Below are 24,096 nucleotides of genomic sequence, written 5' to 3' on the forward strand. Positions count from 1 at the left end.
GACGCGTGGTCTTCCTGGTGCCTCTCCTGCCGTGGCTCGGGGCGGTCCTCACCGCGGCAGCCATCGCCTACTTCAGCGGAGCGCTCAAGGCGAAGGCGTCCGGCAAGGTGCTGGCGATCATCGGTGCATCGCAGACGGGGAAGACGACGCTCGCCCGCTTTCTGTCGCAGGGCATCATGGGCGACGGCACGTACGAAGCGACGAACATCTCGTACGACCTGAAGGGTCGGACGATCACCCTGGACGACGGGACCGTCCTACACCTGGCTGACCTCAAGGACGTGCCCGGGGAGACGACCGCCTGGCTCGAGTGGAAACAACGAGTCCAGAAGTCTCACTACGTCCTGTACCTGATGCGGGCCCCGTATCTCCGCTGGAGGCGGGAGATCGCCGTGGATCGCTACCGCCGCGACCTGCAGCAACTGAAGCTGTGGCTCGAGGGTCAGGAGAAGGACTCCCGCGCCTCCGTGCTCCTCGTCTTCAACTTCCGCGACCAGGACGCCCAGGCCTGGGACGCCGAGCCCCGCCATGCCGCCTATGGGGCTGGTCTGATGGGCGAGGCAGGCCTGCAGAAGCAGGTCGATGATCTGCGCCGGATCACCGGTGTCCGGTACGTCAGCGGCTCGATGAGCAGCGAACAGGCGACCAAGAATCTGATGGAAGCGATCACGGAGGCTCTCTGATGCTGCAGCCCCGCCGTTCCCTAGTGCTGACCAGACCGGTCGGAGCCGCGGACGTCGCCATCCGGGTCGACGGACGGGTGGCCACCCACGAGGAGGCCATGGCGGCCCGGGTCTTCCTCGGTGAGCGGAACAGTCGGGCGCGGCCGGTGCCCCACCCCCAGGTCCGGGTCTCGATCACGCGCGACGCCGCGCTGCTCGAGGTGCCTGCGCAGGAACGGGATGAGGAGGGTCGCCTCGTCCGGGTCGTGATGTGGCTGCCGTTCGCTGGCGACGCCGCGGCCGAGATCGACAGCGCCGCCGAATTCGCTCTGGAAGGGGGGCGCACGGTGGACGTCGGCTTGGCGTGGAGTGCCTATGACGCAGCGGTCGCCGCGCACCGTCGGCGGTCGCCGGATTTTACCGAGCTGCTCGAGCGCTTCCGGCAGTTCCTGGAGCGGGCCCATCGCCGGCTGCGCACCACGCTGGGCCTTCCCCCGCTGGAGCGGTCGCAGCGCGAGCTCCCATGACCGAACCCGCACCGATGATGCGCCGGCGCATCCTCGTGCTGCGCGAGGCCGAGTGCGACAAGGCCTCGTACGAGGCGCCCGACCTGGTGGCGGACGCCGAGACGTGGATCGTCAACTGGGATGCGGTCGCGACCGGTCGCTACGAGAGCCGGGTGCTCGAACGGCTGGTGGCATCGCGACAACTGGGCCCCGACCGGATGTTCCTGCTGAGCCCGTACGACGACGCCTATGTGATCGCCGACGACGCAGAGGAGAAGTTCTCCCTCCGCAAGTTCGAGTTGTTCACGAGCCTGTGCTCCATCCTCGGCGCGAAGCAGGTCGTCGCCCAGCGCAACGATACGGACCAGTCCCGCGACCTGCAGGAAGGCGGCGTCAAGGTCGACAGGGGCGGCCTAGGTGTCAACGCCAGCGCCTCTCGCGACTTGCGACAGCGGGTGGAGCAGCGGCTGAGCGTCACGACGAAGCTCAGGCCGCATGAACCGGACGTCGAGCAGGCTCAGTCGCTGCTGGAGGAGCACCACCTGACCGACGACAGCACCATGCGGGGGCTGGTCGACCTCTTCCGGCGGGGCGGTCGGGTCACCTCGCAGCAGTTGACGCTGGCGGTGACCAGCGAGGCGAGTCGTGAGGTGAAGGCGGCTGCCGGCCTGAAGATCCCGGCGACGCTGACGGTGTCGTCGTCCTTCCGCTCGCTGCGCGTTCACGAGCAGGAAGTGCTGATTGACCTGAACGTGTCCTTCTGAGCAGTCCCGGACGGAGGAAGATCGGGCGGCCCTGTCTCACGCCCGTTCGGCGGCCGGAGTGAGTCCCCTGGAGTGGTGTAGATCGGGCCCCTCGTCTCGGTGACGGTGTCGGTCACCGACGTCGAGGGGCCACCGCCTGAGGCTGTGTGAGAACCCGCCAAGGATCTCGCAGAAGAGGACTCACACGATGGCGCTGGATCAGGCTGCCTTGCTCGGGTTGACCGCCGCACTGCGCAGCGCTGATGGCGGCGAGGTGATGCGCCGGCTGCTGCTCACGATCCTGCAGGCGCTGATCGACGCGGAGGCGACCGCCCAGGTCGGGGCGGCACCGCACGAGACGAGAGCTGGGTGAGCGGCAACACCTCCGCCCTTGGCTTGATCGCTCAGGAGTTCTCCTTGCGGGCGACGGCTGAGGCGAAGGTGCTGCGCATCCAGACGCATCTCGTTGTCACCACCCCACGAAGAAGCCAAGGAAGTCTCGTCTCCGAAGTGCCCGCGGCGCTCGACGCCGAGGTGGCGGCGAAGAGGACCGGGGGTGACCAGACCAAGAAGCTGCTCGGCCGGCTCCGGAAGCGGGTGGGCCAAGGCAGCCCGCGGGAGCTGTGGTGGTGACTCGGGTGGCTGCGGTCGGTACTTGTTATTTCGGCGGAGGCCCGAGGTGTAGTGGGGGCCGACGCTACTGATGCAGCGGCCGTAGCTGCTCGCCCGCGGACTGCCCCGTCGGCATCTGCACCAGACGAGGTCGTGCCTCAAGCGTGCCTCAAGCAGCGGTCAAAGCGGGTGATCAGGGGCCGTCAGTGGTCCACGCCGCTGAGGCACGAGTACAGCTCGAACGGCCCACTGAGCTGTGCAGACGAGCATATGAGCTGGTCAGTACGTGGAGCGGGTGACCGGGATCGAACCGGCATGGCCAGCTTGGAAGGCTGGGGCTCTGCCATTGAGCTACACCCGCGAGGTGCCGCACCAGCGTAGCGGGCCGGACCGATAGCGTCCGGGCGTGACCGAGCCCACAGAGCTGGACGCCACCGCGCAGGCCGACCTCGTGCGCCGCGGCGAGGTGAGCCCCGCCGAGCTCGTCGACGCCGCGATCGCCCGGATCGAGGCGACGAACGCGCAGTTCGCCGCCGTGATCCGGGAGCGGTTCGACGCCGCCCGCGCCGAGGCCGCCGGCACGCTGCCCGACGGACCGTTCCGCGGCGTGCCGCTGCTGCTCAAGGACATGGGGGCGCACATGGCGGGGGAGGAGACCTGCTACGGCCTGGCCCCGCTGCGCGACGCGCAGATCCGTTGGCGGCGCGACAGCCACCTGGCCGAGGCCTTCCGCGCCGCCGGGTTCGTCGTCCTCGGACGCACCAACGTCCCCGAACTCGGGACGACGGTCACCACCGAGCCCGCCGCCAACCCCCCGGCGCGCAACCCGTGGGACCCCACCCGCTCCACCGGCGGCTCCAGCGGCGGGTCGGCCGCGGCCGTCGCGGCGGGGTACGTGCCGGTCGCGCACGCCAGCGACGGCGGCGGCTCCATCCGCGTCCCGGCGAGCGAGTGCGGGCTGGTCGGGCTCAAGCCCAGCCGCGCGCGGGTCAGCCAGGGCCCCGACGTCGGCGAGGGCTGGGCCGGCGCCACCATCGACGGCGTCGTCACCCGCAGCGTCCGCGACACCGCCGCCGTCCTCGACGCGATCGCCGGTCCGATGCCCGGCGACCCCTACGCCGCGCCGCCGCTGCCGCGCCCGCTGGTCGAGGAGGTCGGCGCCCCGGTCGGCCGGCTGCGCGTCGGCCTGGTCGACGCCCCGCCGCAGGAGCGCTGGCTCGACAGCCCCGAGTGCCGGGCCGCCGTCGCCCGCGCCGGCCGGCTGCTGGAGGACCTCGGCTGCGACGTCGAGCCCGCCGCGCCCGCCGTCTTCTTCGACGACGGCTTCTCCCGGCACTTCAACGCCACCATCGCCGCCGACACCGCCCGCATGCTCACCGATCTCGAGCGGGTCCTCGGCCGGGAGATCACCGACGACGAGCTCGAGCCGCGCAACGCCCACTACCGGGCCGCCGGCCACCGGATGACCTCGGCCGAGTACCTCGGCGCCCGCGCCTGGCTGGGCTCCTGGTGCCGCCGGATGGCCCGCTTCTGGACGCCGGCCGCAGACGGCGGGCAGGGCTTCGACCTGCTGGTCACCCCGACCGTGGGCGCGCCCCCGCCGGAGCTCGGCTGGTTCACCGCCGCAGGCCCGCGCGAGGAGGGCCGCCGCATCGGGGCGTTCATCCCGTACACCGCCCAGGCCAACGTCACCGGCCAGCCGGCGGTCAGCCTGCCGCTGCACACCACCGACGCCGGGCTGCCGGTCGGCGTGCAGCTGGTCGCGGGCGCCGGGCGGGAGGACCTGCTCGTGCGGGTCGCCGCCGCGCTGGAGGAGGCCGCCCCGTGGGCGGCACGCCGCCCGCCGGTGCCCGCCTAGACTCGCAGCCGCCACGGGGTGTGGCGCAGCTTGGTAGCGCACCCGCTTTGGGAGCGGGGGGCCGTGGGTTCGAATCCCGCCACCCCGACCCCGCCCCCGGCGTCTCTAGACTCGGGGGTCGACCCGGCGCCGGTCCCGGCGTCCCCCTTCCGTCGTACCGAGGAGCACTGCCGCTGTGAAGAGCACCATCGAGGAACTGGGCCCCACGCGGGTCCGGATGGCGATCGAGGTGCCGTGGGGAGACCTGGACCACGCCTTCGGTGAGGTCTACAAGGAGCTCAAGCGGCAGGTGCGCGTCCCCGGGTTCCGCCCGGGCAAGGTGCCCAACCGCATCCTCGACCAGCGCATCGGTCGTCCGGTCGTCCTCGAGCAGGTCGTCCAGCACGCCATCCCGGAGGTCTACTCCGAGGTCGTCCGCGACAACCAGGTCCGCGTCATCGGCCAGCCCGACATCGAGGTGACCCGCCTCGACGACAACGACACCCTGGCGTTCACCGCCGAGGTCGACGTCGCGCCGAAGATCGAGCTGCCGGCCCTCGACGACCTGAACGTCACCGTCGACGACGTCGAGGTCACCGACGAGGAGATCGACCAGCAGGTCTCGGTCATGCGCGAGCGCTTCGCCATGCTGACCGGCGTCGAGCGCGCCGCCCAGGACGGCGACTACGTCTCCATCGACCTCGAGGCCCGCGTCGGTGACGAGGTGCTCGAGGACGGCACCACCAGCGGCATGTCCTACGAGGTCGGCTCCGGCTCGCTCATGGAGGGCCTCGACGACGCCGTCCGCGGGCTGTCCGCCGACGAGTCGGCCACCTTCGAGACCCCGCTGCAGCAGGGCCCGCACGCCGGTGAGCAGGCGCAGGTCACCGTCACCGTCCGCTCGGTGAAGGCCAAGGAGCTGCCCGAGCTCGACGACGAGTTCGCCTCCACCGCCAGCGAGTTCGACACCCTCGAGGAGCTGCGCGACGACGTCCGCACCCGGCTGTCGCGGGTGAAGGTCATGCAGCAGGGCGCGCAGGCCCGCGACAAGCTGGTCGAGCACCTGCTCGAGGTCACCGAGGTCCCGATCCCCGAGGGCCTGGTCGACCGCGAGCTCGAGTTCCGCAACAACGCGCTGACCACCGAGCTCAACGGCGCCGGCATGGACTGGGACACCTTCCTGTCCATGTCGGGCAGCGAGAGCCGCGAGGCCTACGACGCCGAGCAGCGGAAGAACATCGAGGAGGCGGTCCGCACCCAGTTCGTCCTCGACGCGATCGCCGACGCGCGTGAGATCACCGTCGACAACGACGACCTGTCGGCGCAGATCATGGCGCAGGCCTCGCGCAACCGGATGAGCCCGGAGCAGTACGCCCAGCAGCTGCAGCAGAGCGGCAACATCGCCGAGTTCGTCGCCGACGTGCGCCGCACCAAGGCGCTGGCCCAGCTGCTCGAGCAGACGACGATCACCGACGCCTCGGGCAACGTCGTCGACCTGGAGGCCGCCCGCCCGCAGACGGTGCGTGCCGCCGAGGCCGCCCCCGCGGCTGACGACACCGCCGCCGACGACACCGCCGCCGAGGAGGCTCCCGACGCCGAGGTCGCCGACGCGGCCGCCGTCGAGGCGACCGAGGATGCCACCGAGGACAGCGGGGACGTCGCCAAGGGCTGACGGAGGACCCGTCCTCCTCACCCCGAGCGAGCTCGGGGTGAGCCTCGGCACGGGGCCACCCGGATGCCCACCACGGACGCCGTCCTCCCCCGCGCACGCGGGGGAGGGCGGCGTCCGTCGTCTTCCCGGGGGCGCGCTGCGCCGTCGGCGAACAGGCCCCCGCGCCGGGACTCCGGGCCCGGGGGTGCGCGTTAGGGTCGACGTGACTCGGGGCGGACGCCGGGGGTACGGCCCGCCAGGGCCGCCGGCCCCGCCTCCCGCCCACCGAGACCGACTCGATCCACCGCCAACGGAGGTCACACCACCCGTGAGCACCGACCCGAACCCGGCGTACAGCCCGCTGATGCGGGGTGCCGCCGGGGGGATGAACCTCAACGACTCGGTCTACGAGCGCCTGCTGCGCGAGCGCATCATCTTCCTGGGCACCCAGGTCGACGACGTCATCGCCAACCAGCTGGCCGCGCAGATGCTGCTGCTGTCCGCCGAGGACCCCAAGCAGGACATCCACCTGTACATCAACTCGCCGGGCGGCTCGGTCAGCGCCGGCATGGCCATCTACGACACGATGCAGTTCATCGACTGCGACGTCGCCACCTACGGCATGGGCCTGGCCGCCTCGATGGGCCAGTTCCTGCTGACCGCGGGCACCAAGGGCAAGCGCTACGCCCTGCCGCACGCGCGGATCATGATGCACCAGCCCTCGGCGGGCGTCGGTGGCACCGCCGCGGACATCGCCATCCAGGCCGACCTGTTCCGCCGCACCAAGCGCGAGCTCAACGAGCTGCAGGCGTTCCACACCGGCCAGTCCATCGAGCAGATCGAGCGGGACTCCGACCGCGACCGCTGGTTCACCGCGCAGGAGGCCCTCGAGTACGGCTTCGTCGACCACGTCGTCAGCCGCGCCGCGATGACCGACAGCGCCAACCCGGTCTCCGACAACTGAGCAGCGAGGACTGACAGACGATGAGCGACTTCCAGCTGCCCTCCAGCCGGTACGTGCTGCCCTCCTTCGTGGAGCGGACCAGCTACGGCATGAAGGAGAGCAACCCGTACAACAAGCTCTTCGAGGAGCGGATCATCTTCCTCGGGGTGCAGATCGACGACGCGTCGGCCAACGACGTGATGGCCCAGCTGATCACGCTGGAGTCGGCCGACCCCGACCGCGACATCACGATCTACATCAACTCGCCCGGTGGCTCGTTCACGTCGCTGATGGCCATCTACGACACGATGATGTTCGTCCGCCCGGACATCCAGACCGTGTGCATGGGCCAGGCCGCCTCGGCCGCCGCCGTCCTGCTCGCGGCCGGCACCCCGGGCAAGCGGCTGGCGCTGCCGTACTCGCGCGTGCTGATCCACCAGCCCTCCGGCGAGGCCGGCGGCCAGGTCTCGGACCTCGAGATCCACGCCGCCGAGATCGCGCGGGTGCGGGCCCAGATGGAGGAGATCCTGGCCCGCCACACCGGCCGCTCGGTGGAGCAGGTCCGCGCCGACATCGACCGCGACAAGATCCTGACGGCCCCCGAGGCCAAGGAGTACGGGATCGTCGACCAGGTCATCCAGAGCCGCAAGCTCAACGCGCTGCCGGTCTGATCGCCGTGATCGCCCGATCGGTACGGGTCGAGTCATCGCGTGTCGCGCACTCGACCCGTACCGTTCGAGGTGCAGTGCCGGGAGTGACGCGCGAGTCGGACGCCCCCGGCGCACCGGGGCGTCGAACCCCCGCGGCGTCGGCGGCGGCAGGTACCGTCGGCGAGCGTCCGATCCCCGGCCGGCAGCGCCGGGAGGTCACTCTCGCGGCACCCGCTCCCGCGGGGCCGAGCACGGGCAGCAAGCGACACACGATCCGCAGGTCCGCATCCCCGGGACCTGCAAACCCCCTGAGGTGGAGGTCAGCAGGTGGCACGAATCGGTGAGAGCGGTGACCTGCTCAAGTGCTCGTTCTGCGGGAAGAGCCAGAAGCAGGTCAAGAAGCTCATCGCGGGCCCCGGCGTCTACATCTGCGACGAGTGCATCGACCTCTGCAACGAGATCATCGAGGAGGAGCTCTCGGAGTCGTCGGACCTGAAGTTCGACGAGCTGCCGAAGCCCCGCGAGATCCACGACTTCCTCGAGCAGTACGTCATCGGCCAGGAGAAGGCCAAGCGCACCCTCGCCGTCGCCGTCTACAACCACTACAAGCGGGTGCAGGCCGGTGGTGAGCGCTCCCGGGACGACTCGGTCGAGCTCGCCAAGTCCAACATCCTGCTGATGGGCCCGACCGGGTGCGGCAAGACGCACCTGGCGCAGACGCTGGCCCGGATGCTCAACGTCCCGTTCGCGATCGCCGACGCCACGGCGCTGACCGAGGCCGGCTACGTCGGCGAGGACGTCGAGAACATCCTGCTCAAGCTGATCCAGGCCGCGGACTACGACGTCAAGCGCGCCGAGACCGGGATCATCTACATCGACGAGGTCGACAAGATCGCCCGCAAGAGCGAGAACCCGTCGATCACCCGCGACGTCTCCGGCGAGGGCGTGCAGCAGGCGCTGCTGAAGATCCTCGAGGGGACGACGGCGTCGGTGCCCCCGCAGGGCGGCCGCAAGCACCCGCACCAGGAGTTCATCCAGATCGACACGACGAACGTGCTGTTCATCGTGGGCGGTGCCTTCGCCGGCCTGGAGAAGGTCATCGAGCAGCGGGTCGGCAAGCAGGGCATCGGCTTCGGCGCGGAGATCCGCGGCAAGAAGGAGATCGAGGAGGCCAACGCCTTCGCCGAGGTCATGCCCGAGGACCTGCTGAAGTTCGGCATGATCCCCGAGTTCATCGGCCGGCTCCCGGTGATCACCAGCGTGCAGGCCCTCGACCGGGATGCGCTGATCCAGATCCTCACCGAGCCGAAGAACGCGCTGGTGCGCCAGTACCGGCGGCTGTTCGAGCTCGACGGCGTGGAGCTGGAGTTCACCGACGACGCCCTCGAGGCGATCGCCGACCAGGCCATCCTCCGCGGCACCGGCGCCCGCGGGCTCCGGGCGATCATGGAGGAGGTGCTGCAGTCGGTGATGTACGAGGTGCCCAGCCGCGAGGACGTCGCCTCCGTGGTGATCACCAAGGAGGTCGTGCTGGAGCACGTCAACCCGACGATCGTGCCGCGCAAGCCCACCCGCGAGCGCCGCGAGAAGAGCGCGTAACGCTGCGCTGACACCGCTGTACCCCGGTGGCCCAGGACCCGCGTGGTCCTGGGCCACCGGCGTTCAGAGCTCCGTGCGGCGCCGTCGCAGGACGGCCTCGATCTCGCGCCGGCAGCCGTCCGGGTCCGTGGTCAGCCGCCGGTAGCTGAAGCGGAGCACGACCCAGCCGAGCGCTGCCAGGGCCGTGTCGCGGCGCAGGTCGCGCTCCCGTTGCGTGCGGCTGCCGTGGAAGGCGGCGCCGTCGAGCTCGACGGCCACCCGGAGCCCGGGCCAGGCCGCGTCGAGGTGGACGGTGCGGCCCCCGGTGAGCGTGATCCGGTGCTGCTGTACGAACGGCGGGATGCCCGGTGCGCGGAGGACGCGCAGGACGCCGAAGACCTCGAGCTCGCTCTGACACCCGCCCGCGACGAGTCCGAGCAGGTCGGTCAGCTCCACCCGGCCGGCATGCACCTGCTGGCCGGCGGACTCCTCCCGCAGGTCCTCGACGTCGACCGCCCGGGTGCGGACCGCCTCGATCACTGCCTGCCGCACGAGCGGGGCGTCGACGGCGGCCAGCGGGTTGCGGCGCGGGCTGGCGGCCCAGCTCCAGGCGTCGACGAGGCTGCGGGCGGCGCCGAGCACGGGCAGGCCGGACACCCGGACGGGGCGCATCGGCAGCGTCGTCCGGTGGGCGACGACGCCTGCGGATCCGCGGGGCCAGCGGTCGGCCGGCACCGTGACGTGCACCGGCCCGGTACGCGCCGGCGCCAGACCGTGGAGGCCCAAGGCCGACAGGTGGCTCAGCGGCCCACGGGTCCACAGCACCGCGGCGAGAGCCCGGACCGGCCACTCGTCCACCCGGTCGGCGAGGGCCAGAACGCCGGGGTGCAGCAGGACGACGTCACCGCGGGTCAGCCACCGGCTGACGCTGCTGGAGCTCGTGGCGAGGGTGACACGGTCGCGGCGGGCGGCGCCGTGGGGGAGGAGGGCGGCGAGTTCGTGCACGGGCCGGGAGCCTGGCCCAGGCGGGTGCTCCGCCGCCGGAGCCCTGTGGACATCCCGACCTCTGAACCGCGGTGGCCCAGGACCGGCGCGATCCTGGGCCACCGCGGTACAGGGTTGGAGGTCACCCCTCCGCGGGGGCGGCGAGGACGACGTCGACGGTCAGCGGGCCCTCGCCGGCGACGACGGTCAGCGAGGCGATCCGCCCGGCCGACACCAGGTCGTCCCGCGCGGCCTCCACCTGCGGCACCTGCGCCTCCGGCGCGGTCACCGTCGCGGACTCGACGTCGGCCCGCATCGACTGCTTGGCCTCCGACTTGGCCTTGCGCACCGCGGCCAGCGCCTCGGCGGCCACCTCGACGACCGCCGGGTCGCCGCCGCCGGGCAGCTCGTCGGCGGCCGGCCACGCCGCCCGGTGCACCGAGCCGGCCTGCCACCAGGACCAGACCTCCTCGGTGACGAACGGCAGCACCGGCGCGAACAGCCGCAGCTGCACCGACAGCGCGAGGGCCAGCGTGGCCTGGGCGGAGCGGGCGGCGTCGTCCGAGCCGTAGGCGCGGGACTTCACCAGCTCCACGTAGTCGTCGCAGAACGACCAGAAGAACGCCTCGGCCACCTCCAGCGCCCGGGTGTAGTTGTAGGCCTCCATCGCCGCGGTCGCCTCGTCGACGACGTCGGCCAGCCGGCGCAGCAGCCCGAGGTCGATCGGCTCGGTGACCTGCCCGGCGGAGAGGTCGGCGGTGACACCGAGACCCAGCACGAACTTGCCGACGTTGAGGATCTTCATGGCCAGCCGGCGACCGACCTTCATCTGCGCCTCGTCGAACGGCGAGTCCGCGCCCGGCCGGGCGCCGGCGGCGCGCCAGCGGACGGCGTCGGTGCCGTAGCGCTCGAGCACGTCGATCGGCGTGACGACGTTGCCCTTCGACTTGGACATCTTCTTGCGGTCGGGGTCGACGACGAACCCGGAGATGGTGGCGTGCGTCCACGGCACCGCGCCGAACTCGAAGTGCGAGCGGACGACGGTGGAGAACAGCCAGGTGCGGATGATGTCGTGCGCCTGGGGCCGCTGGTCCATCGGGAAGACGTGCGCGAACAGCTCCGGGTCGGTGTCCCAGCCCGAGGCCACCTGCGGCGACAGCGACGACGTCGCCCAGGTGTCCATGACGTCGGGGTCGGCCATGAAGCCGCCGGGGACGCCGCGCTGCGACTCGTCGAAGCCCGGCGGCACGTCCGAGGAGGGGTCGACCGGCAGCGACGCCTCGTCGGCCAGGATCGGCTCGTCGTAGACGGGGTCGCCGGAGGGGTCGAGCCGGTACCAGACCGGGAACGGGACGCCGAAGAACCGTTGCCGGCTGATCAGCCAGTCGCCGTTGAGGCCCTCGACCCAGTTCTCGTAGCGGTGCCGCATGTGCTCGGGCACCCACTGGATCTCCCGCCCGCGGGCGACGAGGGCGTCCCGGAGCGAGGCGTCCCGCCCGCCGTTGCGGATGTACCACTGCCGCGTGGTGACGATCTCCAGCGGCCGGTCGCCCTTCTCGAAGAACTTGACCGGGTGGGTGATCGCCTTCGGCTCCCCCTGCAGGTCGCCGGACTCGCGCAGCATCTCCACGATCCGCTGCTGGGCGCTGAACGGCGTCTTCCCGGCGAGCTCGGCGTAGACGCCGGCGGGGACGCCGTCCGGGGCGTCGGCGACGAAGCGGCCGTCCCAGCCGACCACCGCGCGGGTGGGCAGCTGCAGCTCGCGCCACCAGGTGACGTCGTTGAGGTCGCCGAAGGTGCAGATCATCGCGATGCCCGAGCCCTTGTCCGGCTCGGCCAGGCGGTGGGCGACCACCGGCACCTCGACGTCGAACAGCGGCGTGCGCACCGTCGTGCCGAACAGCTGCCGGTAGCGCTCGTCGTCGGGGTGGGCGACCAGCGCGACGCAGGCGGGCAGCAGCTCCGGCCGGGTGGTCTCGATGAACACCGGGCCGTCGGCGGAGTGGAACGAGATCCGGTGGTAGGCGCCGGGGCGCTCGCGGTCCTCGAGCTCGGCCTGCGCCACGGCGGTGCGGAAGCTGACGTCCCAGAGGGTCGGCGCCTCCTGGGCGTAGGCCTCACCGCGGGCCAGGTTGTGCAGGAACATCCGCTGCGCGGTGGCCCGCGAGGTCTCCGAGATGGTCCGGTAGACGTTCGACCAGTCCACCGACAGCCCGACCCGGCGCCACAGCTGCTCGTAGGCGCGCTCGTCCTCCTCCGTCAGCTGCATGCACAGCTCGACGAAGTTGCGCCGGCTGATCGGCACCTGGTCCTTGCCCGGCTTGGCCGGCGGCTCGAAGCCCGGGTCGTAGGGGAGCGAGGGGTCGCAGCGGACGCCGTAGTAGTTCTGCACCCGCCGCTCGGTCGGCAGCCCGTTGTCGTCCCAGCCCATCGGGTAGAAGACGTGCTTGCCGCGCATGCGCTGGTAGCGGGCGACGATGTCGGTGTGGGTGTAGCTGAACACGTGCCCCACGTGCAGCGACCCGCTGGCGGTCGGCGGCGGGGTGTCGATCGAGTACACCTGCTCGCGCGGCGCGGCGAGGGCGGCGGCGCGGTCGAAGGCGTAGGTGTCCTGCTCGGCCCAGCGGGCGACCCAGGTGTCCTCGAGTCCGTCGAGGCTCGGCTTCTCGGGTACCCCGGCCCCGGCTCCCGGGGTGGTGCTGACCGGGGTGAGGGGATCGGCGACCATGCCCCCATCCTAGGAAGTGCGCGACTGGCATCCTGGGGAGGATGAGCAGCAGTCCCGAGGCCGAGCTGGCCCGCGTCGAGAAGGAGCTGCTGGCCCGCTGGCCGGAGACCCGGCTGGAGCCCTCGCTGGGCCGCATCGCCGCCCTGGTGGACCTGCTGGGCAGCCCGCACCGGGCCTACCCGGTCGTGCACGTCGCCGGCACCAACGGCAAGACGACGACGTCGCGGATGGTCGACGAGCTGCTGCGCGGCTTCGGCCTGCGCGTGGGCCGGTTCACCAGCCCGCACCTGCAGTCGGTGCGCGAGCGGATCGTGCTCGACGGCGAGCCGGTGAGCGCCGAGCGGTTCGTGGAGACGTACGACGACATCGCGCCCTACGTGCAGATGGTCGACGCCGCCGGCGAGCACCCGATGAGCTTCTTCGAGGTCGTGGTCGGCATGGCGTACGCGCTGTTCGCCGAGGCGCCGGTCGACGTCGCGGTCGTCGAGGTCGGCATGGGCGGCACGTGGGACGCCACGAACGTCGTCGACGCGCGGGTCGCCGTCGTCACGCCGGTGGCGCTGGACCACGCCGAGTACCTCGGTCCCGACGTCGCCACCATCGCCGGCGAGAAGGCCGGGATCATCAAGGCCGACGCGATCGCCGTCCTCGCCCACCAGCAGCCCGGGGCGCTGGACGCGCTGGTCCGTCGCGCGGTCGAGGTCGAGGCCGTGGTGGCGCGCGAGGGCACCGAGTTCGGCGTGCTGGACCGGCGGGTCGCCGTCGGCGGGCAGCAGCTGCGGTTGCAGGGCCTGGGCGGGGAGTACGACGACGTCTACCTCCCGCTGTTCGGCGCGCACCAGGCGCAGAACGCGGCCACCGCGCTGGCCGCGGTCGAGGCGTTCCTCGGCGCCGGCGCGGCCACCGGGACCGTCGACGTCGAGACGGTGCGCGCGGCCTTCGCCGCCGTCCGCTCGCCCGGCCGCCTCGAGCGGGTGCGCACCAGCCCGACGGTGCTGGTCGACGCCGCGCACAACCCCGCCGGGATGGCCGCGACCGTCGAGGCGATCCGGGAGTCCTTCGACTTCACCCGGCTGGTCGGGGTGGTCGGCGCGGTGCGCGGCAAGGACGTCGAGGGCATGCTGCGCGAGCTGGAGACCGTCTGCGCGGAGCTGGTGGTGACGCAGAACAGCTCGCCGCGGGCGGTGCCGGCCGACGAGCTCGGCGCGCTCGCCGTCGACGTGTTCGGCGCCGACCGGGTGAGCGTCTCCCCGCGGCTGCCCGAGGCGCTCACCGAGGCGATCGAGCTGGCCGAGGCCGGTCCCGACGACGCCCTCGGCGGCTCCGGCGTGCTGGTCACCGGCAGCGTGGTCACCGCCGGCGAGGCCCGCACGGTCCTGGGCGGCCGGCCGTGACGGCGCCGGACCCGGTCCGGGCCGCGAGGGCGCTGCGCGGGGCGGCCGCCGCCGTGCTGCTGCTCGAGGGCATCGCGGTGCTGTTCGTCCCGCGGGCGATCGCGCAGACCGAGGCCGGCCTCGGCGCCACCCGGCTGACGGTCCTGCTCGTGCTCGCCGTCGTCCTCGTGCTGGCCAGCGGCGTCCAGCGGCGGCCGCGCGGCCTGGAGATCGGCACCGCGCTGCAGGTCCCGCTGCTGCTCACCGGGCTCATCGACTCGTCGATGTGGTTCGTCGGCGGCGTGTTCCTGCTGATCTGGCTGTACCTGCTGCAGATCCGCAAGGAGCTGCTCGGCGCGCCGTTCCGCGAGCCGGCCGCTCCCTCCGGGGACGACGCGCCGCCCGCCTGAGTCAGGCCGCGTCGGCCTCGCCCGCCAGGCGGCGGCGCAGGCCGGCGACGTCGGCGCCGGCGCGGGCCAGCGCCGCGGACACCGCGGGGTCGCCGACCTCGAGCACCCCGGCGAGCAGGTGCCGGCCGTCGATGACCCGGTCGCCGCGCGCGATCGCCGCGCGCAGCGCCTCCTTGAGCGCCTCCCTGCTGCCGGAGGCGAAGCGCAGGTGCCCCCTCCGGCGGCCGGGGGACCCGCGGTCCAGCGCGCCGGGGCCGAACGCCGCCTCGGCGGCCGCCCGCACCCGGTCCAGGTCGATGCCGAGCGCGGCCAGCGCCTCCGCGTCGAGCGCACCGCCCCCGGAGGAGGGCAGGCCGGCGCGGAGGTCGGTCACGTGCACGCCCGCGGCGGCCAGCAGCGGGCCGGCCGGGCCGGGCGCGGCGGCGAGGGCGACCAGCAGGTGCACCGGGTCGACGCCGTCCGACCCGGCGGAGCGGGCCTCCTCCTGCGCCAGGACCACGACCGTGCGTGCCTCGGCGGCGAACCGTTCGAACACCTCAGGACTCCCTCCACGTCGCCCCGGACGACCGGGCGTGCTTCTTGTGCACCGCCTGGCGCGTGACGCCGAGCGCGTCGGCGACCTGCTGCCAGGACCAGCCCCGCCGGCGGGCGGCGGCGACCTGCAACCCCTCGAGCCGGTCGGCCAGCTCCCGCAGGGCGCGGACCCCGCGCAGGCCGACGGCGGGGTCGTCGCTGGTGGCGGCGGTGAGCGTCTCGTCCGCGGTCCGGCCGGTCACGGTGTCAACTGTGGTTGACACCCGCGGGGATGTCAACCACAGTTGACGGACGGCGACCCGTAGGCTGCCGTCCCGTGACTGATCGCACCCTGGTCCTCGTCAAGCCCGACGGCGTCGCCCGCGGCCTGGTCGGAGAGGTCGTCTCGCGGCTGGAGGCCAAGGGCCTGCGCCTGGTCGCCGCCGAGCTGCGCACCCTGACCCGTGAGGTCGCCGAGGAGCACTACGGCGAACACCGCGAGAAGCCCTTCTTCGGCTCGCTCGTCGAGTTCATCACCGGCGGCCCGCTGCTCGCCCTCGTCGTCGAGGGGCCGCGCGCGGTCGAGGCGTTCCGCGCGCTGGCCGGCGCCACGGACCCGGTCAAGGCCGCCCCCGGCACCATCCGCGGCGACTTCGCCCTCGAGGTGCAGTCGAACATCGTGCACGGCTCGGACTCCGCCGAGTCCGCCGCCCGCGAGATCGGCCTGTTCTTCCCGGACCTCGCGGCGTAGTCGGCTCGACCCGGCCCCCGGGGCCGGGGTCAGCATGGGGGACATGGTGGAGTCGCTGGTCCGGGCCCGGGGCCTGGTGAAGCGCTTCGGCGGTCACACCGCCGTCGACGGCATCGACGTCGACATCGCGCCCGGGGAGGCCTTCGGCTTCCTCGGGCCCAACGGCGCCGGCAAGAGCACGACCATGCGCATGGTCGGGGCGGTGTCGCCGCCGACGGCGGGGGAGCTGCGGATCCTCGGCATGGACCCCGCCGTCGACGGCCCGGCGATCCGCGCCCGCCTCGGCGTCGTCCCCCAGACCGACAACCTCGACCTCGAGCTCACCGTCGAGGAGAACCTGCTGGTCTACGGCCGGTACTTCGGGCTGCCGCGGGCCGTCGTGCGGGAGCGCACGGCGGAGCTGCTGGACTTCGTGCAGCTCAGCGACCGGGCGCGGGACCGGGTCGAGCCGCTGTCGGGCGGGATGAAGCGGCGGGTCACCATCGCCCGCGCACTGGTCAACGACCCCGACGTCGTGCTGCTCGACGAGCCCACCACCGGGCTGGACCCGCAGGCCCGGCACGTGCTCTGGGAGCGGCTGTACCGGCTCAAGCAGCGCGGGGTCACCCTCGTCCTCACCACCCACTACATGGACGAGGCCGAGCAGCTGTGCGACCGGCTGGTGGTCATGGACCGCGGGCGGATCGCCGCCGAGGGCTCGCCGGCGCAGCTGATCGCCACCTGGTCCACCCGCGAGGTGTGCGAGCTGCGCTTCCCGCTGACCGAGGGCGGCGGCGGGCCGGCCGCGCACGCCGACGCGCTGACGCCGCTGCTCTCCCGCGGCGCCGTCGAGCGGGTCGAGGTGCTGCCCGACCGGCTGCTGCTCTACACCGCCGACGGCGACGCCGCGCTGAGCGAGGTGCTCGCGCTCGGGCTGCGGCCGCTGTCGTCGCTGGTCCGGCGCAGCTCGCTGGAGGACGTCTTCCTGCGGCTGACCGGCCGGACGCTGGTCGACTGACGTGGTCCCGTCCCCGGCCGCCCGCTCCTTCCTGGCCCAGCGGCTGACCGCGCACCGGCACTTCTGGCGCAGCAGCGCGATCGGCAGCGTGCTGGAGCCGGTGCTGTTCCTCGCCGCGATGGGCCTGACGCTCGGCACCCTCGTCGACCGCGGGCCCGGCGTCCCGGGCGGGGTGGGCTACCTGGCCTTCCTCGCCCCGGGCCTGCTGGTGGCCGCGGCGATGCAGACGGCGACGGGCGAGTCGACCTACCCGGTGCTCGGGGCGCTCAAGTGGGACCGGCTCTACGAGGCGGTGCTCGCCACCCCCGCCCGCCCGGCCGACGTCCTCACCGGCCACCTGCTCTACGTCGCCTTCCGCGTCACGACGTCGGCCGCGGCGTTCCTCGTCGTCCTCGTGCTGTTCGGCGCCGCGGAGAGCCCGCTGGTGGTGCTCGCGCTGCCGGTCGCGCTGCTCACCGGCCTGGCCTTCGCCGCGCCGGTGACGGCCATGGCCGCCCGGCTGGAGGAGGACGCCGCCTTCGCCGCGCTGCAGCGGTTCCTCATCGTGCCGATGTTCCTGTTCAGCGGGACGTTCTTCCCGGTGACGCAGCTGCCGGCGGCGCTGGAGTGGTTCGCCTACGCCACCCCGCTGTGGCACGGCGTCGCGCTGGCCCGCGACCTCGCCCTCGGGACGGCGGGGGCGGGGTCCGCGCTGCTGCACGTCGGCTACCTGGCGCTGTGGGTCGCCGCCGGCACGTGGCTGGCCGCCCGGGCGCTGCAGCGGCGGCTGGTCCGGTGACCGGCGTCCCCGCGCCGGTGCGCCCGGCGTCGCTGCTGCTGCGGATCGTGCCGCTGTACCCGCTGTCCGCGCGGCGGGCCGGGCAGCTGGTGTACCGGAACCTGCTGGTGGCCCGGCGCAGCTGGCTGGTGTTCGTCTCCGGGTTCGCCGAGCCGTTCTTCTACCTGTTCTCCATCGGCGTCGGCATCGGCGGGCTGGTCGGCGACGTCGTCACCGACACCGGCACCGCGCTGACCTACCAGGAGTTCGTCGCCCCGGCGCTGCTCGCGTCGGCCGCGATGAACGGCGCCATCTACGACGCCGTCTTCAACCTGTTCTTCAAGCTGCGCTACGCCAAGCTCTACGACGCCGTCCTCGCCACGCCGGTCTCGGCCGCCGACGCCGCGGTGGGGGAGACGGTGTGGGCGCTGCTGCGCGGGGCCGTCTACTCCGCGGCGTTCCTGCTGGTCATGCTCGCGATGGGGCTGGTCGGCTCGTGGTGGGCGCTGCTCGCCCTGCCCGCGGCGGTGCTCATCGGCTTCGCCTTCGCCGCCGTCGGGCTGGCCGCGAGCACCTTCCTCCGCGGCTGGCAGGACTTCGAGTTCGTGCAGGTGGTGATCCTGCCGCTGTTCCTGTTCTCCACGACCTTCTACCCGCTGTCGACCTACCCGCGGCCGCTGCAGGTCGTCGTCGAGTGCACGCCGCTCTACCACGGCATCGAGCTCGTCCGCGGGCTGGTGACCGGCGACGTCCGGTGGGGGCTGCTGGTCTCGGTCGCCTACCTCGCGGTGCTGGGCGTGGCGGGCCTCGCGGTGGGCGCCCGCCGCCTGGGGCGGCTGCTGCTCCGTTAGGCGGCACCCGGCAGGGGGCGGCCGGCGCGGACCAGCCGCTCGACGGTGTCGGCCGGCACCGGGGAGCCGAACAGGTGGCCCTGGGCGGTGTCGCAGCCCAGCGACCGGAGTGCCGCCAGCTGGGCGGGCTGCTCGACCCCCTCGGCCACCACCTGCAGGCCCAGGCTGTTGCCCAGCGCGATGACGGCGTCGGCGACCGAGCCGGCGGCGGCGCCGGCGGCCAGCGGCGCCACCGACGAGGGGTCGATCTTCAGCCGGTCCAGCGGCAGGTCCTGCAGCCGGGACAGCGACGACGCGCCGGTCCCGAAGTCGTCGATGGCCACGTGCACGCCCAGCGCCCGCACCTCGCGGATCCCGGCCGCGGCGTCGGGGCCGGCGGCGACGGCCTCGGGGACCTCGATCTCCAGCCGCCCGGGGTCCACGCCCGCGTCCCGGGCGGCCGCGGCGATGCTGACGGCGAGGCCGCCGGTGGCCAGCCGGCGCGGGGAGACGTTGACCGCCACCCGCAGCGGGGGCAGGCCGGCGTCGTCCCACGCGCGCAGCTGGGCACAGGCCCGGCCGATCACCCAGTCGTCGATCGCGTCGATGACGCCGGTGGCCTCGGCGACCGGGATGAAGCCGGCCGGCTCCACCAGCCCGCGGGTGCGCGACTGCCAGCGGGCCAGCGCCTCCACGCCGGTGACCGCGCCGCTGCGCAGGTCCACCTGCGGCTGGTAGAGCACCCGCAGCTCGCCGGAGTCGACGGCGGCGCGCAGGTCGCGGACCAGCTCGTCCTGCGCGGCGACCTCCTCGCGCATGCCGTGCTCGAACACCCGCACCCGGTCCTTGCCGCCGGACTTGGCCACGTACATCGCGAGGTCGGCGTCGCGGAGCAGGTCGTCCATGCCGCGCCGGTCGCCGGCGTCGGTGAGCGTGACCCCGACGCTGCCGCCCACGGTGAACCGCTCGTCGCCCCAGGCCACGGGCTCGCGCAGCGCTCGCAGCAGCCGATCGGCCACGGCCAGGACGTCGCAGCGGCCCTCGACGTCCTCCATGAGCACGACGAACTCGTCGCCGCCGAGGCGGGCGACGGTGTCGGCCGGCCGCACGTGCGACTCCAGCCGCCGGGCGACGGCGGTCAGGACGGCGTCGCCCGCCTCGTGCCCGCAGTCGTCGTTGACCGCCTTGAAGTCGTCGAGGTCGAGCAGCAGGACCGCGTGCCGGCGGGCGCGGCGGTCGGCGAGGGCGTGCTCGAGCCGGTCCTGCAGGAGCGCCCGGTTCGCCAGGCCCGTGAGCGGGTCGTGCAGCGCCATCCGGGCCAGCTCGCCGGCCTGCTGCTCGAGCTGGCGGGCGGCGGCGCGGGCCTCGGCCTCCTCGCGCTTGCGGCCGGTGATGTCCCGGGTGATCCCGGCGACGCCGGTCGGGGTGCCGTCCTCGTCGCGGATGAGGGAGGAGGTGACCAGGGCGTCGAAGACCGAGCCGTCCTCCCGGCGGTGCCGCCGCTCGTGGCTGCCGGGCGGCAGCCGGGTCAGGTCCGCGGGCAGCGGGGCGCCCGCGGACAGCATCGACACGTGCCGGCCGAGGGCCTCCGCGGCGGTCCAGCCGTAGAGCCGCTCCGCGCCCGGGTTCCAGCTGGTGATCCGGCCGTCGGGGGTCGTCGTCACGACGGCGTCGTCGGTGGTCTGGACGACGGCGGCCAGCCGGGCCAGCTCGTCGCGCTGGGCGCGCAGCTCGGCGGTGCGCTCGGCGACCAGCTGCTCGACGCGCTCGCGCCGGTCGTCGAAGCGCCGCCAGGCCGCCAGGCACGCCCAGCTCTCCAGCAGCACGAACGCCGCGTGCAGGGCGGCCATCGGCAGCGCCGGGACGGAGTGCGCGAACACCGCGTGCGGCCACAGCGTGCCCAGCACCAGGTGGTGGAGGGCCACGAAACCGACCGCGAGCAGGAACGGCGCCCGCGCGGCGTAGAGGGCGGCGAGCGGGAGCAGGGCGAAGAACAGGAAGTGCGCCTCGGTGGCGCCGTCGGACAGCCACACGCCCAGGGCGGCGGCGGCCATCAGCCCGAGGGCGGCGGCCGCGGCGCGGGTGTTGCGGCCCAGCCCCGGGGCCCAGGCCAGCGCGGTCAGCAGGGCCAGGGGTGCGGTGTGCAGCACCGCTGGGACGACGCCGCTCCCGCGGACCAGCGCGTAGACCGGGACCGCGGCGACCAGCACCAGCAGCGTCCGGAGGACGAGGAGGTGGTGGGCGGCCCACTGCTCCGCCGGCATCGCCCGGCCCCGGGGCAGCAGGGACATCGCCCGGCCCCGGGGCAGCGGCGACATCGCCCGGCCCCGGGGCAGCGGCGACATCGCCCGGCCCCGGGGCAGCAGGGACATCGCCCGGCCCCGGGGCAGCGGCGACATCGCCCGGCCCCGGGGCAGCGGGTGCGGGAGCCGGCCGGAGGGTCGGGTCGGGGAGACGCCGTCGGCGTCGCGCAGTGCACCGGTGCTCCCGGCCGGCGGGACCATGCTCCTCCTCGGAGGCCGTCCTGCTGGTCACCGACAGTTTAGGCGCGATCACGGTGAGCCGCCGGTCGAGAACCGGGCCGGGGACGGCGGGGGAGCCGTCTACCCTGGACGGGTCATGAGCGGAGAGAGCCTGTACCCCCGTCTCGAGCCCCTGCTGGCCCAGGTGCAGAAGCCCATCCAGTACGTGGGCGGTGAGCTGAACGCGCAGGTCAAGGCCTGGGACGACGTCGCCGTGCGCTGGGCGCTGATGTACCCGGACGCCTACGAGGTGGGGCTGCCCAACCAGGGCCTCATGATCCTGTACGAGGTGCTCAACGAGCGCCCCGACGCCCTCGCCGAGCGCACCTACGCCGTCTGGCCCGACCTCGCCGCGCTCATGCGCGAGCACGACGTCGGCCAGTTCACCGTCGACGCCCACCGCCCGGTGCGCGACTTCGACGTCCTCGGGGTCAGCTTCGCCACCGAGCTGGGCTACACGAACCTGCTCGAGGCCCTCGACCTCGCCGGGATCCCGCTGCACGCGGCCGACCGCGACGAGACGCACCCGGTCGTCGTCGCCGGCGGGCACGCGGCGTTCAACCCGGAGCCGATCGCCGACTTCGTCGACTGCGCCGTCCTCGGCGACGGCGAGCAGGTCGTCGGGGACGTCACCGATGTCGTCAAGGCGTGGAAGGAGCAGGGCCGCCCCGGCGGCCGCGAGGAGCTGCTGGCCCGGCTGTCCCGCGTCGACGGCGTGTACGTGCCGCGCTTCTACGCCGTCTCCTACGGTCCCGACGGCGCGATCGCCGCGGTGACCCGCACCCGCGACGACGTCCCGGCCCGGGTCGGCAAGCGCACCGTCATGGACCTCGACGAGTGGCCCTACCCGAAGACGCCGCTGGTGCCGCTGGCCGAGAGCGTGCACGAGCGGATGAGCGTCGAGATCTTCCGCGGCTGCACCCGCGGCTGCCGGTTCTGCCAGGCCGGGATGATCACCCGCCCGGTGCGCGAGCGGACGATCACCGGCATCGGCTCGATGGTCGACCAGGGCCTGCGCGCGACCGGCTACGAGGAGGTCGGGCTGCTGTCGCTGTCCAGCGCCGACCACTCCGAGATCGGCCAGGTCGCCAAGGAGCTCGCCGACCGCTACGAGGGCACCAACACCGGGCTGTCGCTGCCGAGCACCCGCGTCGACGCCTTCAACGTCACCCTCGCCAACGAGCTGTCCCGCAACGGCCGCCGCTCGGGGCTGACCTTCGCGCCCGAGGGCGGCAGCGAGCGGATCCGCCGGGTGATCAACAAGACCGTGTCCAAGGAGGACCTGGTCGCCACGGTCACCACCGCCTACGCCAACGGCTGGCAGCAGGTGAAGCTCTACTTCATGTGCGGGCTCCCCACGGAGACCGACGAGGACGTCCTGGAGATCGCCGAGCTCGCCGTGGAGGTCATCCGGGCGGGCCGCGAGGCCAGCGGCCGCAAGGACATCCGCTGCACCGTGTCCATCGGCGGGTTCGTGCCCAAGCCGCACACGCCGTTTCAGTGGGCCGGGCAGGCGAGCGCGGAGACCATCGACCACCGCCTGAGGGTCCTGCGGCAGGCGATCAACGCCGACCGCCGGATCGGCCGCTCCATCGGCCTGCGCTACCACGACGGCAAGCCCGGCGTCATCGAGGGCCTGCTGTCCCGCGGCGACCGCCGGGTGGGCCGGGTCGTCGAGCGGGTGTGGCGCGAGGGCGGCCGGTTCGACGGCTGGAGCGAGCACTTCTCCTACGAGCGCTGGACCGCCGCGGCCGCCGCGGAGCTCACCCCGCTCGGCGTGGACCTCGACTGGTTCACCACCCGCGAGCGCACCCAGGACGAGGTCCTGCCCTGGGACCACCTGGACTCCGGGCTGGACAAGGAGTGGCTCTGGGACGACTGGCAGGACGCGCTGTCGGAGGAGGAGGTCGCCGACTGCCGCTGGACCCCCTGCTACGACTGCGGCGTCTGCCCGACCAACGGCACCGAGATCCAGATCGGCCCCACCGGGCGCAGCCTGCTGCCGCTCACCGTCGTCGGCCGCTGACCGTGGCCCGCACCCCGGAGGGCCCGCCCCCGCCGCCGACCGTCCAGCGCCTGCGGCTGCGCTACGCCAAGCGCGGCCCGCTGCGCTTCGCCTCCCACCGCGACCTCGCCCGCGCGCTGGAGCGGGCGCTGCGCCGCGCGCGGGTGCCGATGGCCTACTCCGCCGGCTTCACCCCGCACCCGAAGATCAGCTACGTGGGCGCGGCGCCGACCGGGGCGGCCAGCGAGGCGGAGTACCTGGAGATCGGCCTGGCCGAGCGGCGCGACCCCGAGGAGGTCCGGGCCGCGCTGGACGCGTCGCTGCCCCCGGGCATCGACGTCCTCGAGTGCGTGGAGGCCGCCGAGGGCGGCGGCTCGCTGGCCGACCGGATCGACGCCGCGCGGTGGCGGATCGAGCTGTCCGGCGTCGAGCCCGCGACCCTCGCCGCGGCGGTCGACGCCTTCCTGGCCCGGGAGGAGGTGCTGGTCGCCAAGCGCACCAAGAACGGCCTCCGCGACGTCGATGCGCGCGGCCCCGTCGCGTCCGCGTCCGCGGGCGGGGAGGCAGGATGTGCCATACTGCACGTGGTCGTCCGGCAGGTGACGCCCGCCGTTCGACCCGACGACGTGGTGGCCGCTCTCGCCGCCGTCGCCGACCTGCGCCCGCCGTCGCCCCCCCGGGCCGTGCGTGAGGCGCAGGGCCGGCTCGACGGCAGCGGGACCGTGGCCGATCCGCTCGGTCCCGACCGTGCGGCGCGCACCCGCTGCCAGGGGGAGCACGCCGCCGTCTGACCGGGCGACCCGGGAGCCACCGCGACGTCGAGCGACACGGCTGCCAGACGTGCCGCCCAGGACCGGCACCACCCGAGACCATCGGCACCACCGCTCCACCAGCAGTCCGGCCCCGGCCGCGGCGACCGCCGCGCGGGACCGACCACAGACTTCGCGAGCCGGGCTCGCCGCCGCACCCCGTGCGGCCGCCCGGCCCGCCCAACCCGTGCTCCTGCGCGGCCGCCCGTCCCCGGTGGGGACCGGCGCCCGGGAG

22 protein-coding genes, 2 tRNA genes and 1 pseudogene are annotated in these 24,096 nt (G+C 73.5%); 19 read left to right on the forward strand and 6 right to left on the reverse strand.

Annotation, left to right across the window (positions count from 1 at the left end):
• The first annotated feature begins 5 nt into the window (after nt 1–5).
• The 5 genes and pseudogenes from ACI79Z_RS09980 (at nt 6) to ACI79Z_RS10000 (ending at nt 2,544) form a co-directional block, all read left to right on the forward strand.
• On the forward strand, nt 6–683 hold the full coding sequence (locus ACI79Z_RS09980) for a hypothetical protein (RefSeq protein ID WP_456902528.1): 678 nt from the start codon (nt 6–8) through the stop codon (nt 681–683).
• Nucleotides 683–1,189: a hypothetical protein gene (locus ACI79Z_RS09985; RefSeq protein ID WP_456902529.1), complete on the forward strand. Its 507-nt coding sequence runs from the start codon at nt 683–685 to the stop codon at nt 1,187–1,189. Before ACI79Z_RS09980 ends, ACI79Z_RS09985 begins: the two co-directional genes overlap by 1 nt.
• Nucleotides 1,186–1,932, forward strand: a complete 747-nt coding sequence (locus ACI79Z_RS09990) for a hypothetical protein (protein ID WP_456902530.1) — start codon at nt 1,186–1,188, stop codon at nt 1,930–1,932. The genes ACI79Z_RS09985 and ACI79Z_RS09990 overlap by 4 nt, the downstream gene beginning before the upstream one ends.
• Nucleotides 1,933–2,119: 187 nt before the next feature.
• A pseudogene (locus ACI79Z_RS09995) lies at nt 2,120–2,269 on the forward strand (IS256 family transposase); the annotation flags it as partial.
• A gap of 11 nt (nt 2,270–2,280) precedes the next feature.
• Entirely contained in the window at nt 2,281–2,544 is a 264-nt protein-coding gene (locus ACI79Z_RS10000) for a hypothetical protein (RefSeq protein ID WP_456902531.1), read from the forward strand.
• A gap of 266 nt (nt 2,545–2,810) precedes the next feature.
• Here the strand turns inward: ACI79Z_RS10000 and ACI79Z_RS10005 are convergent.
• A tRNA-Gly gene (locus ACI79Z_RS10005) sits at nt 2,811–2,884 on the reverse strand.
• 45 nt (nt 2,885–2,929) lie between these two features.
• Between ACI79Z_RS10005 and ACI79Z_RS10010 the strand changes: the two genes are divergently transcribed.
• From ACI79Z_RS10010 to clpX, 6 genes are all read left to right on the forward strand, one after another.
• Nucleotides 2,930–4,381: an amidase gene (locus tag ACI79Z_RS10010; protein WP_456902532.1), complete on the forward strand. Its 1,452-nt coding sequence runs from the start codon at nt 2,930–2,932 to the stop codon at nt 4,379–4,381.
• 14 nt (nt 4,382–4,395) lie between these two features.
• Nucleotides 4,396–4,469, forward strand: a tRNA-Pro gene (locus ACI79Z_RS10015).
• A gap of 87 nt (nt 4,470–4,556) precedes the next feature.
• A complete protein-coding gene (gene tig / locus ACI79Z_RS10020; protein ID WP_456902533.1) occupies nt 4,557–6,032 on the forward strand; it encodes a trigger factor in 1,476 nt (491 codons plus the stop codon).
• 307 nt (nt 6,033–6,339) lie between these two features.
• Nucleotides 6,340–6,975 (forward strand): ATP-dependent Clp protease proteolytic subunit, encoded by a 636-nt coding sequence (locus ACI79Z_RS10025; protein WP_456902534.1) that lies wholly within the window; start codon nt 6,340–6,342, stop codon nt 6,973–6,975.
• A 20-nt stretch (nt 6,976–6,995) separates the two neighbouring features.
• Nucleotides 6,996–7,625, forward strand: coding sequence for an ATP-dependent Clp protease proteolytic subunit (locus tag ACI79Z_RS10030; RefSeq protein WP_387985431.1), 630 nt, complete (start codon nt 6,996–6,998; stop codon nt 7,623–7,625).
• Nucleotides 7,626–7,931: 306 nt separating this feature from the next.
• Nucleotides 7,932–9,203: an ATP-dependent Clp protease ATP-binding subunit ClpX gene (gene clpX / locus ACI79Z_RS10035; RefSeq protein WP_387985428.1), complete on the forward strand. Its 1,272-nt coding sequence runs from the start codon at nt 7,932–7,934 to the stop codon at nt 9,201–9,203.
• Nucleotides 9,204–9,266: 63 nt separating this feature from the next.
• Here clpX and ACI79Z_RS10040 read toward each other — a convergent pair whose 3' ends face one another.
• Nucleotides 9,267–10,187, reverse strand: coding sequence for a DUF559 domain-containing protein (locus tag ACI79Z_RS10040; protein ID WP_456902535.1), 921 nt, complete (start codon nt 10,185–10,187; stop codon nt 9,267–9,269).
• A 121-nt stretch (nt 10,188–10,308) separates the two neighbouring features.
• Nucleotides 10,309–12,894 (reverse strand): valine--tRNA ligase, encoded by a 2,586-nt coding sequence (valS, locus tag ACI79Z_RS10045; protein WP_456902536.1) that lies wholly within the window; start codon nt 12,892–12,894, stop codon nt 10,309–10,311.
• A gap of 41 nt (nt 12,895–12,935) precedes the next feature.
• Here valS and folC point away from each other — a divergent pair, with 41 nt between their 5' ends.
• Both folC and ACI79Z_RS10055 read left to right on the forward strand, forming a co-directional pair.
• Nucleotides 12,936–14,288: a bifunctional tetrahydrofolate synthase/dihydrofolate synthase gene (gene folC / locus ACI79Z_RS10050; protein WP_387985422.1), complete on the forward strand. Its 1,353-nt coding sequence runs from the start codon at nt 12,936–12,938 to the stop codon at nt 14,286–14,288.
• Nucleotides 14,285–14,677: a DUF4233 domain-containing protein gene (locus ACI79Z_RS10055; RefSeq protein WP_387985420.1), complete on the forward strand. Its 393-nt coding sequence runs from the start codon at nt 14,285–14,287 to the stop codon at nt 14,675–14,677. The genes folC and ACI79Z_RS10055 overlap by 4 nt, the downstream gene beginning before the upstream one ends.
• Nucleotide 14,678: 1 nt before the next feature.
• On the opposite strand, the gene ACI79Z_RS10060 is transcribed toward ACI79Z_RS10055, so the two are convergent.
• Entirely contained in the window at nt 14,679–15,212 is a 534-nt protein-coding gene (locus ACI79Z_RS10060) for a Clp protease N-terminal domain-containing protein (RefSeq protein ID WP_456902537.1), read from the reverse strand.
• Nucleotide 15,213: 1 nt separating this feature from the next.
• The gene (locus ACI79Z_RS10065) at nt 15,214–15,453 is read right to left on the reverse strand and encodes a helix-turn-helix domain-containing protein (RefSeq protein ID WP_456902538.1); all 240 of its coding nucleotides are present in this window, start codon (nt 15,451–15,453) and stop codon (nt 15,214–15,216) included.
• A gap of 74 nt (nt 15,454–15,527) precedes the next feature.
• Here ACI79Z_RS10065 and ndk point away from each other — a divergent pair, with 74 nt between their 5' ends.
• Genes ndk through ACI79Z_RS10085 form a run of 4 tightly spaced genes read left to right on the forward strand, consistent with a single transcriptional unit; the run spans nt 15,528 to nt 18,546 of the window.
• Nucleotides 15,528–15,941, forward strand: coding sequence for a nucleoside-diphosphate kinase (gene ndk / locus ACI79Z_RS10070; protein WP_106280974.1), 414 nt, complete (start codon nt 15,528–15,530; stop codon nt 15,939–15,941).
• A gap of 43 nt (nt 15,942–15,984) precedes the next feature.
• Nucleotides 15,985–16,938: an ABC transporter ATP-binding protein gene (locus ACI79Z_RS10075; RefSeq protein ID WP_456902539.1), complete on the forward strand. Its 954-nt coding sequence runs from the start codon at nt 15,985–15,987 to the stop codon at nt 16,936–16,938.
• Between the two features lies 1 nt (nt 16,939).
• Nucleotides 16,940–17,716 (forward strand): ABC transporter permease, encoded by a 777-nt coding sequence (locus tag ACI79Z_RS10080; RefSeq protein ID WP_387985408.1) that lies wholly within the window; start codon nt 16,940–16,942, stop codon nt 17,714–17,716.
• The gene (locus tag ACI79Z_RS10085) at nt 17,713–18,546 is read left to right on the forward strand and encodes an ABC transporter permease (RefSeq protein ID WP_456902541.1); all 834 of its coding nucleotides are present in this window, start codon (nt 17,713–17,715) and stop codon (nt 18,544–18,546) included. The genes ACI79Z_RS10080 and ACI79Z_RS10085 overlap by 4 nt, the downstream gene beginning before the upstream one ends.
• Here the strand turns inward: ACI79Z_RS10085 and ACI79Z_RS10090 are convergent.
• A complete protein-coding gene (locus ACI79Z_RS10090; protein WP_456902542.1) occupies nt 18,543–21,029 on the reverse strand; it encodes a putative bifunctional diguanylate cyclase/phosphodiesterase in 2,487 nt (828 codons plus the stop codon). The two genes, ACI79Z_RS10085 and ACI79Z_RS10090, sit on opposite strands and share 4 nt — an antisense overlap.
• 115 nt (nt 21,030–21,144) lie before the next feature.
• On the opposite strand from ACI79Z_RS10090, the gene ACI79Z_RS10095 reads away from it, so the two are divergent.
• Nucleotides 21,145–23,073, forward strand: coding sequence for a TIGR03960 family B12-binding radical SAM protein (locus ACI79Z_RS10095; protein ID WP_456902543.1), 1,929 nt, complete (start codon nt 21,145–21,147; stop codon nt 23,071–23,073).
• 2 nt (nt 23,074–23,075) lie between these two features.
• Nucleotides 23,076–23,843, forward strand: coding sequence for a TIGR03936 family radical SAM-associated protein (locus tag ACI79Z_RS10100; RefSeq protein ID WP_387985398.1), 768 nt, complete (start codon nt 23,076–23,078; stop codon nt 23,841–23,843).
• Nucleotides 23,844–24,096 lie beyond the last annotated feature (253 nt).

Source organism: Geodermatophilus sp. SYSU D00663 (genome assembly GCF_054050655.1).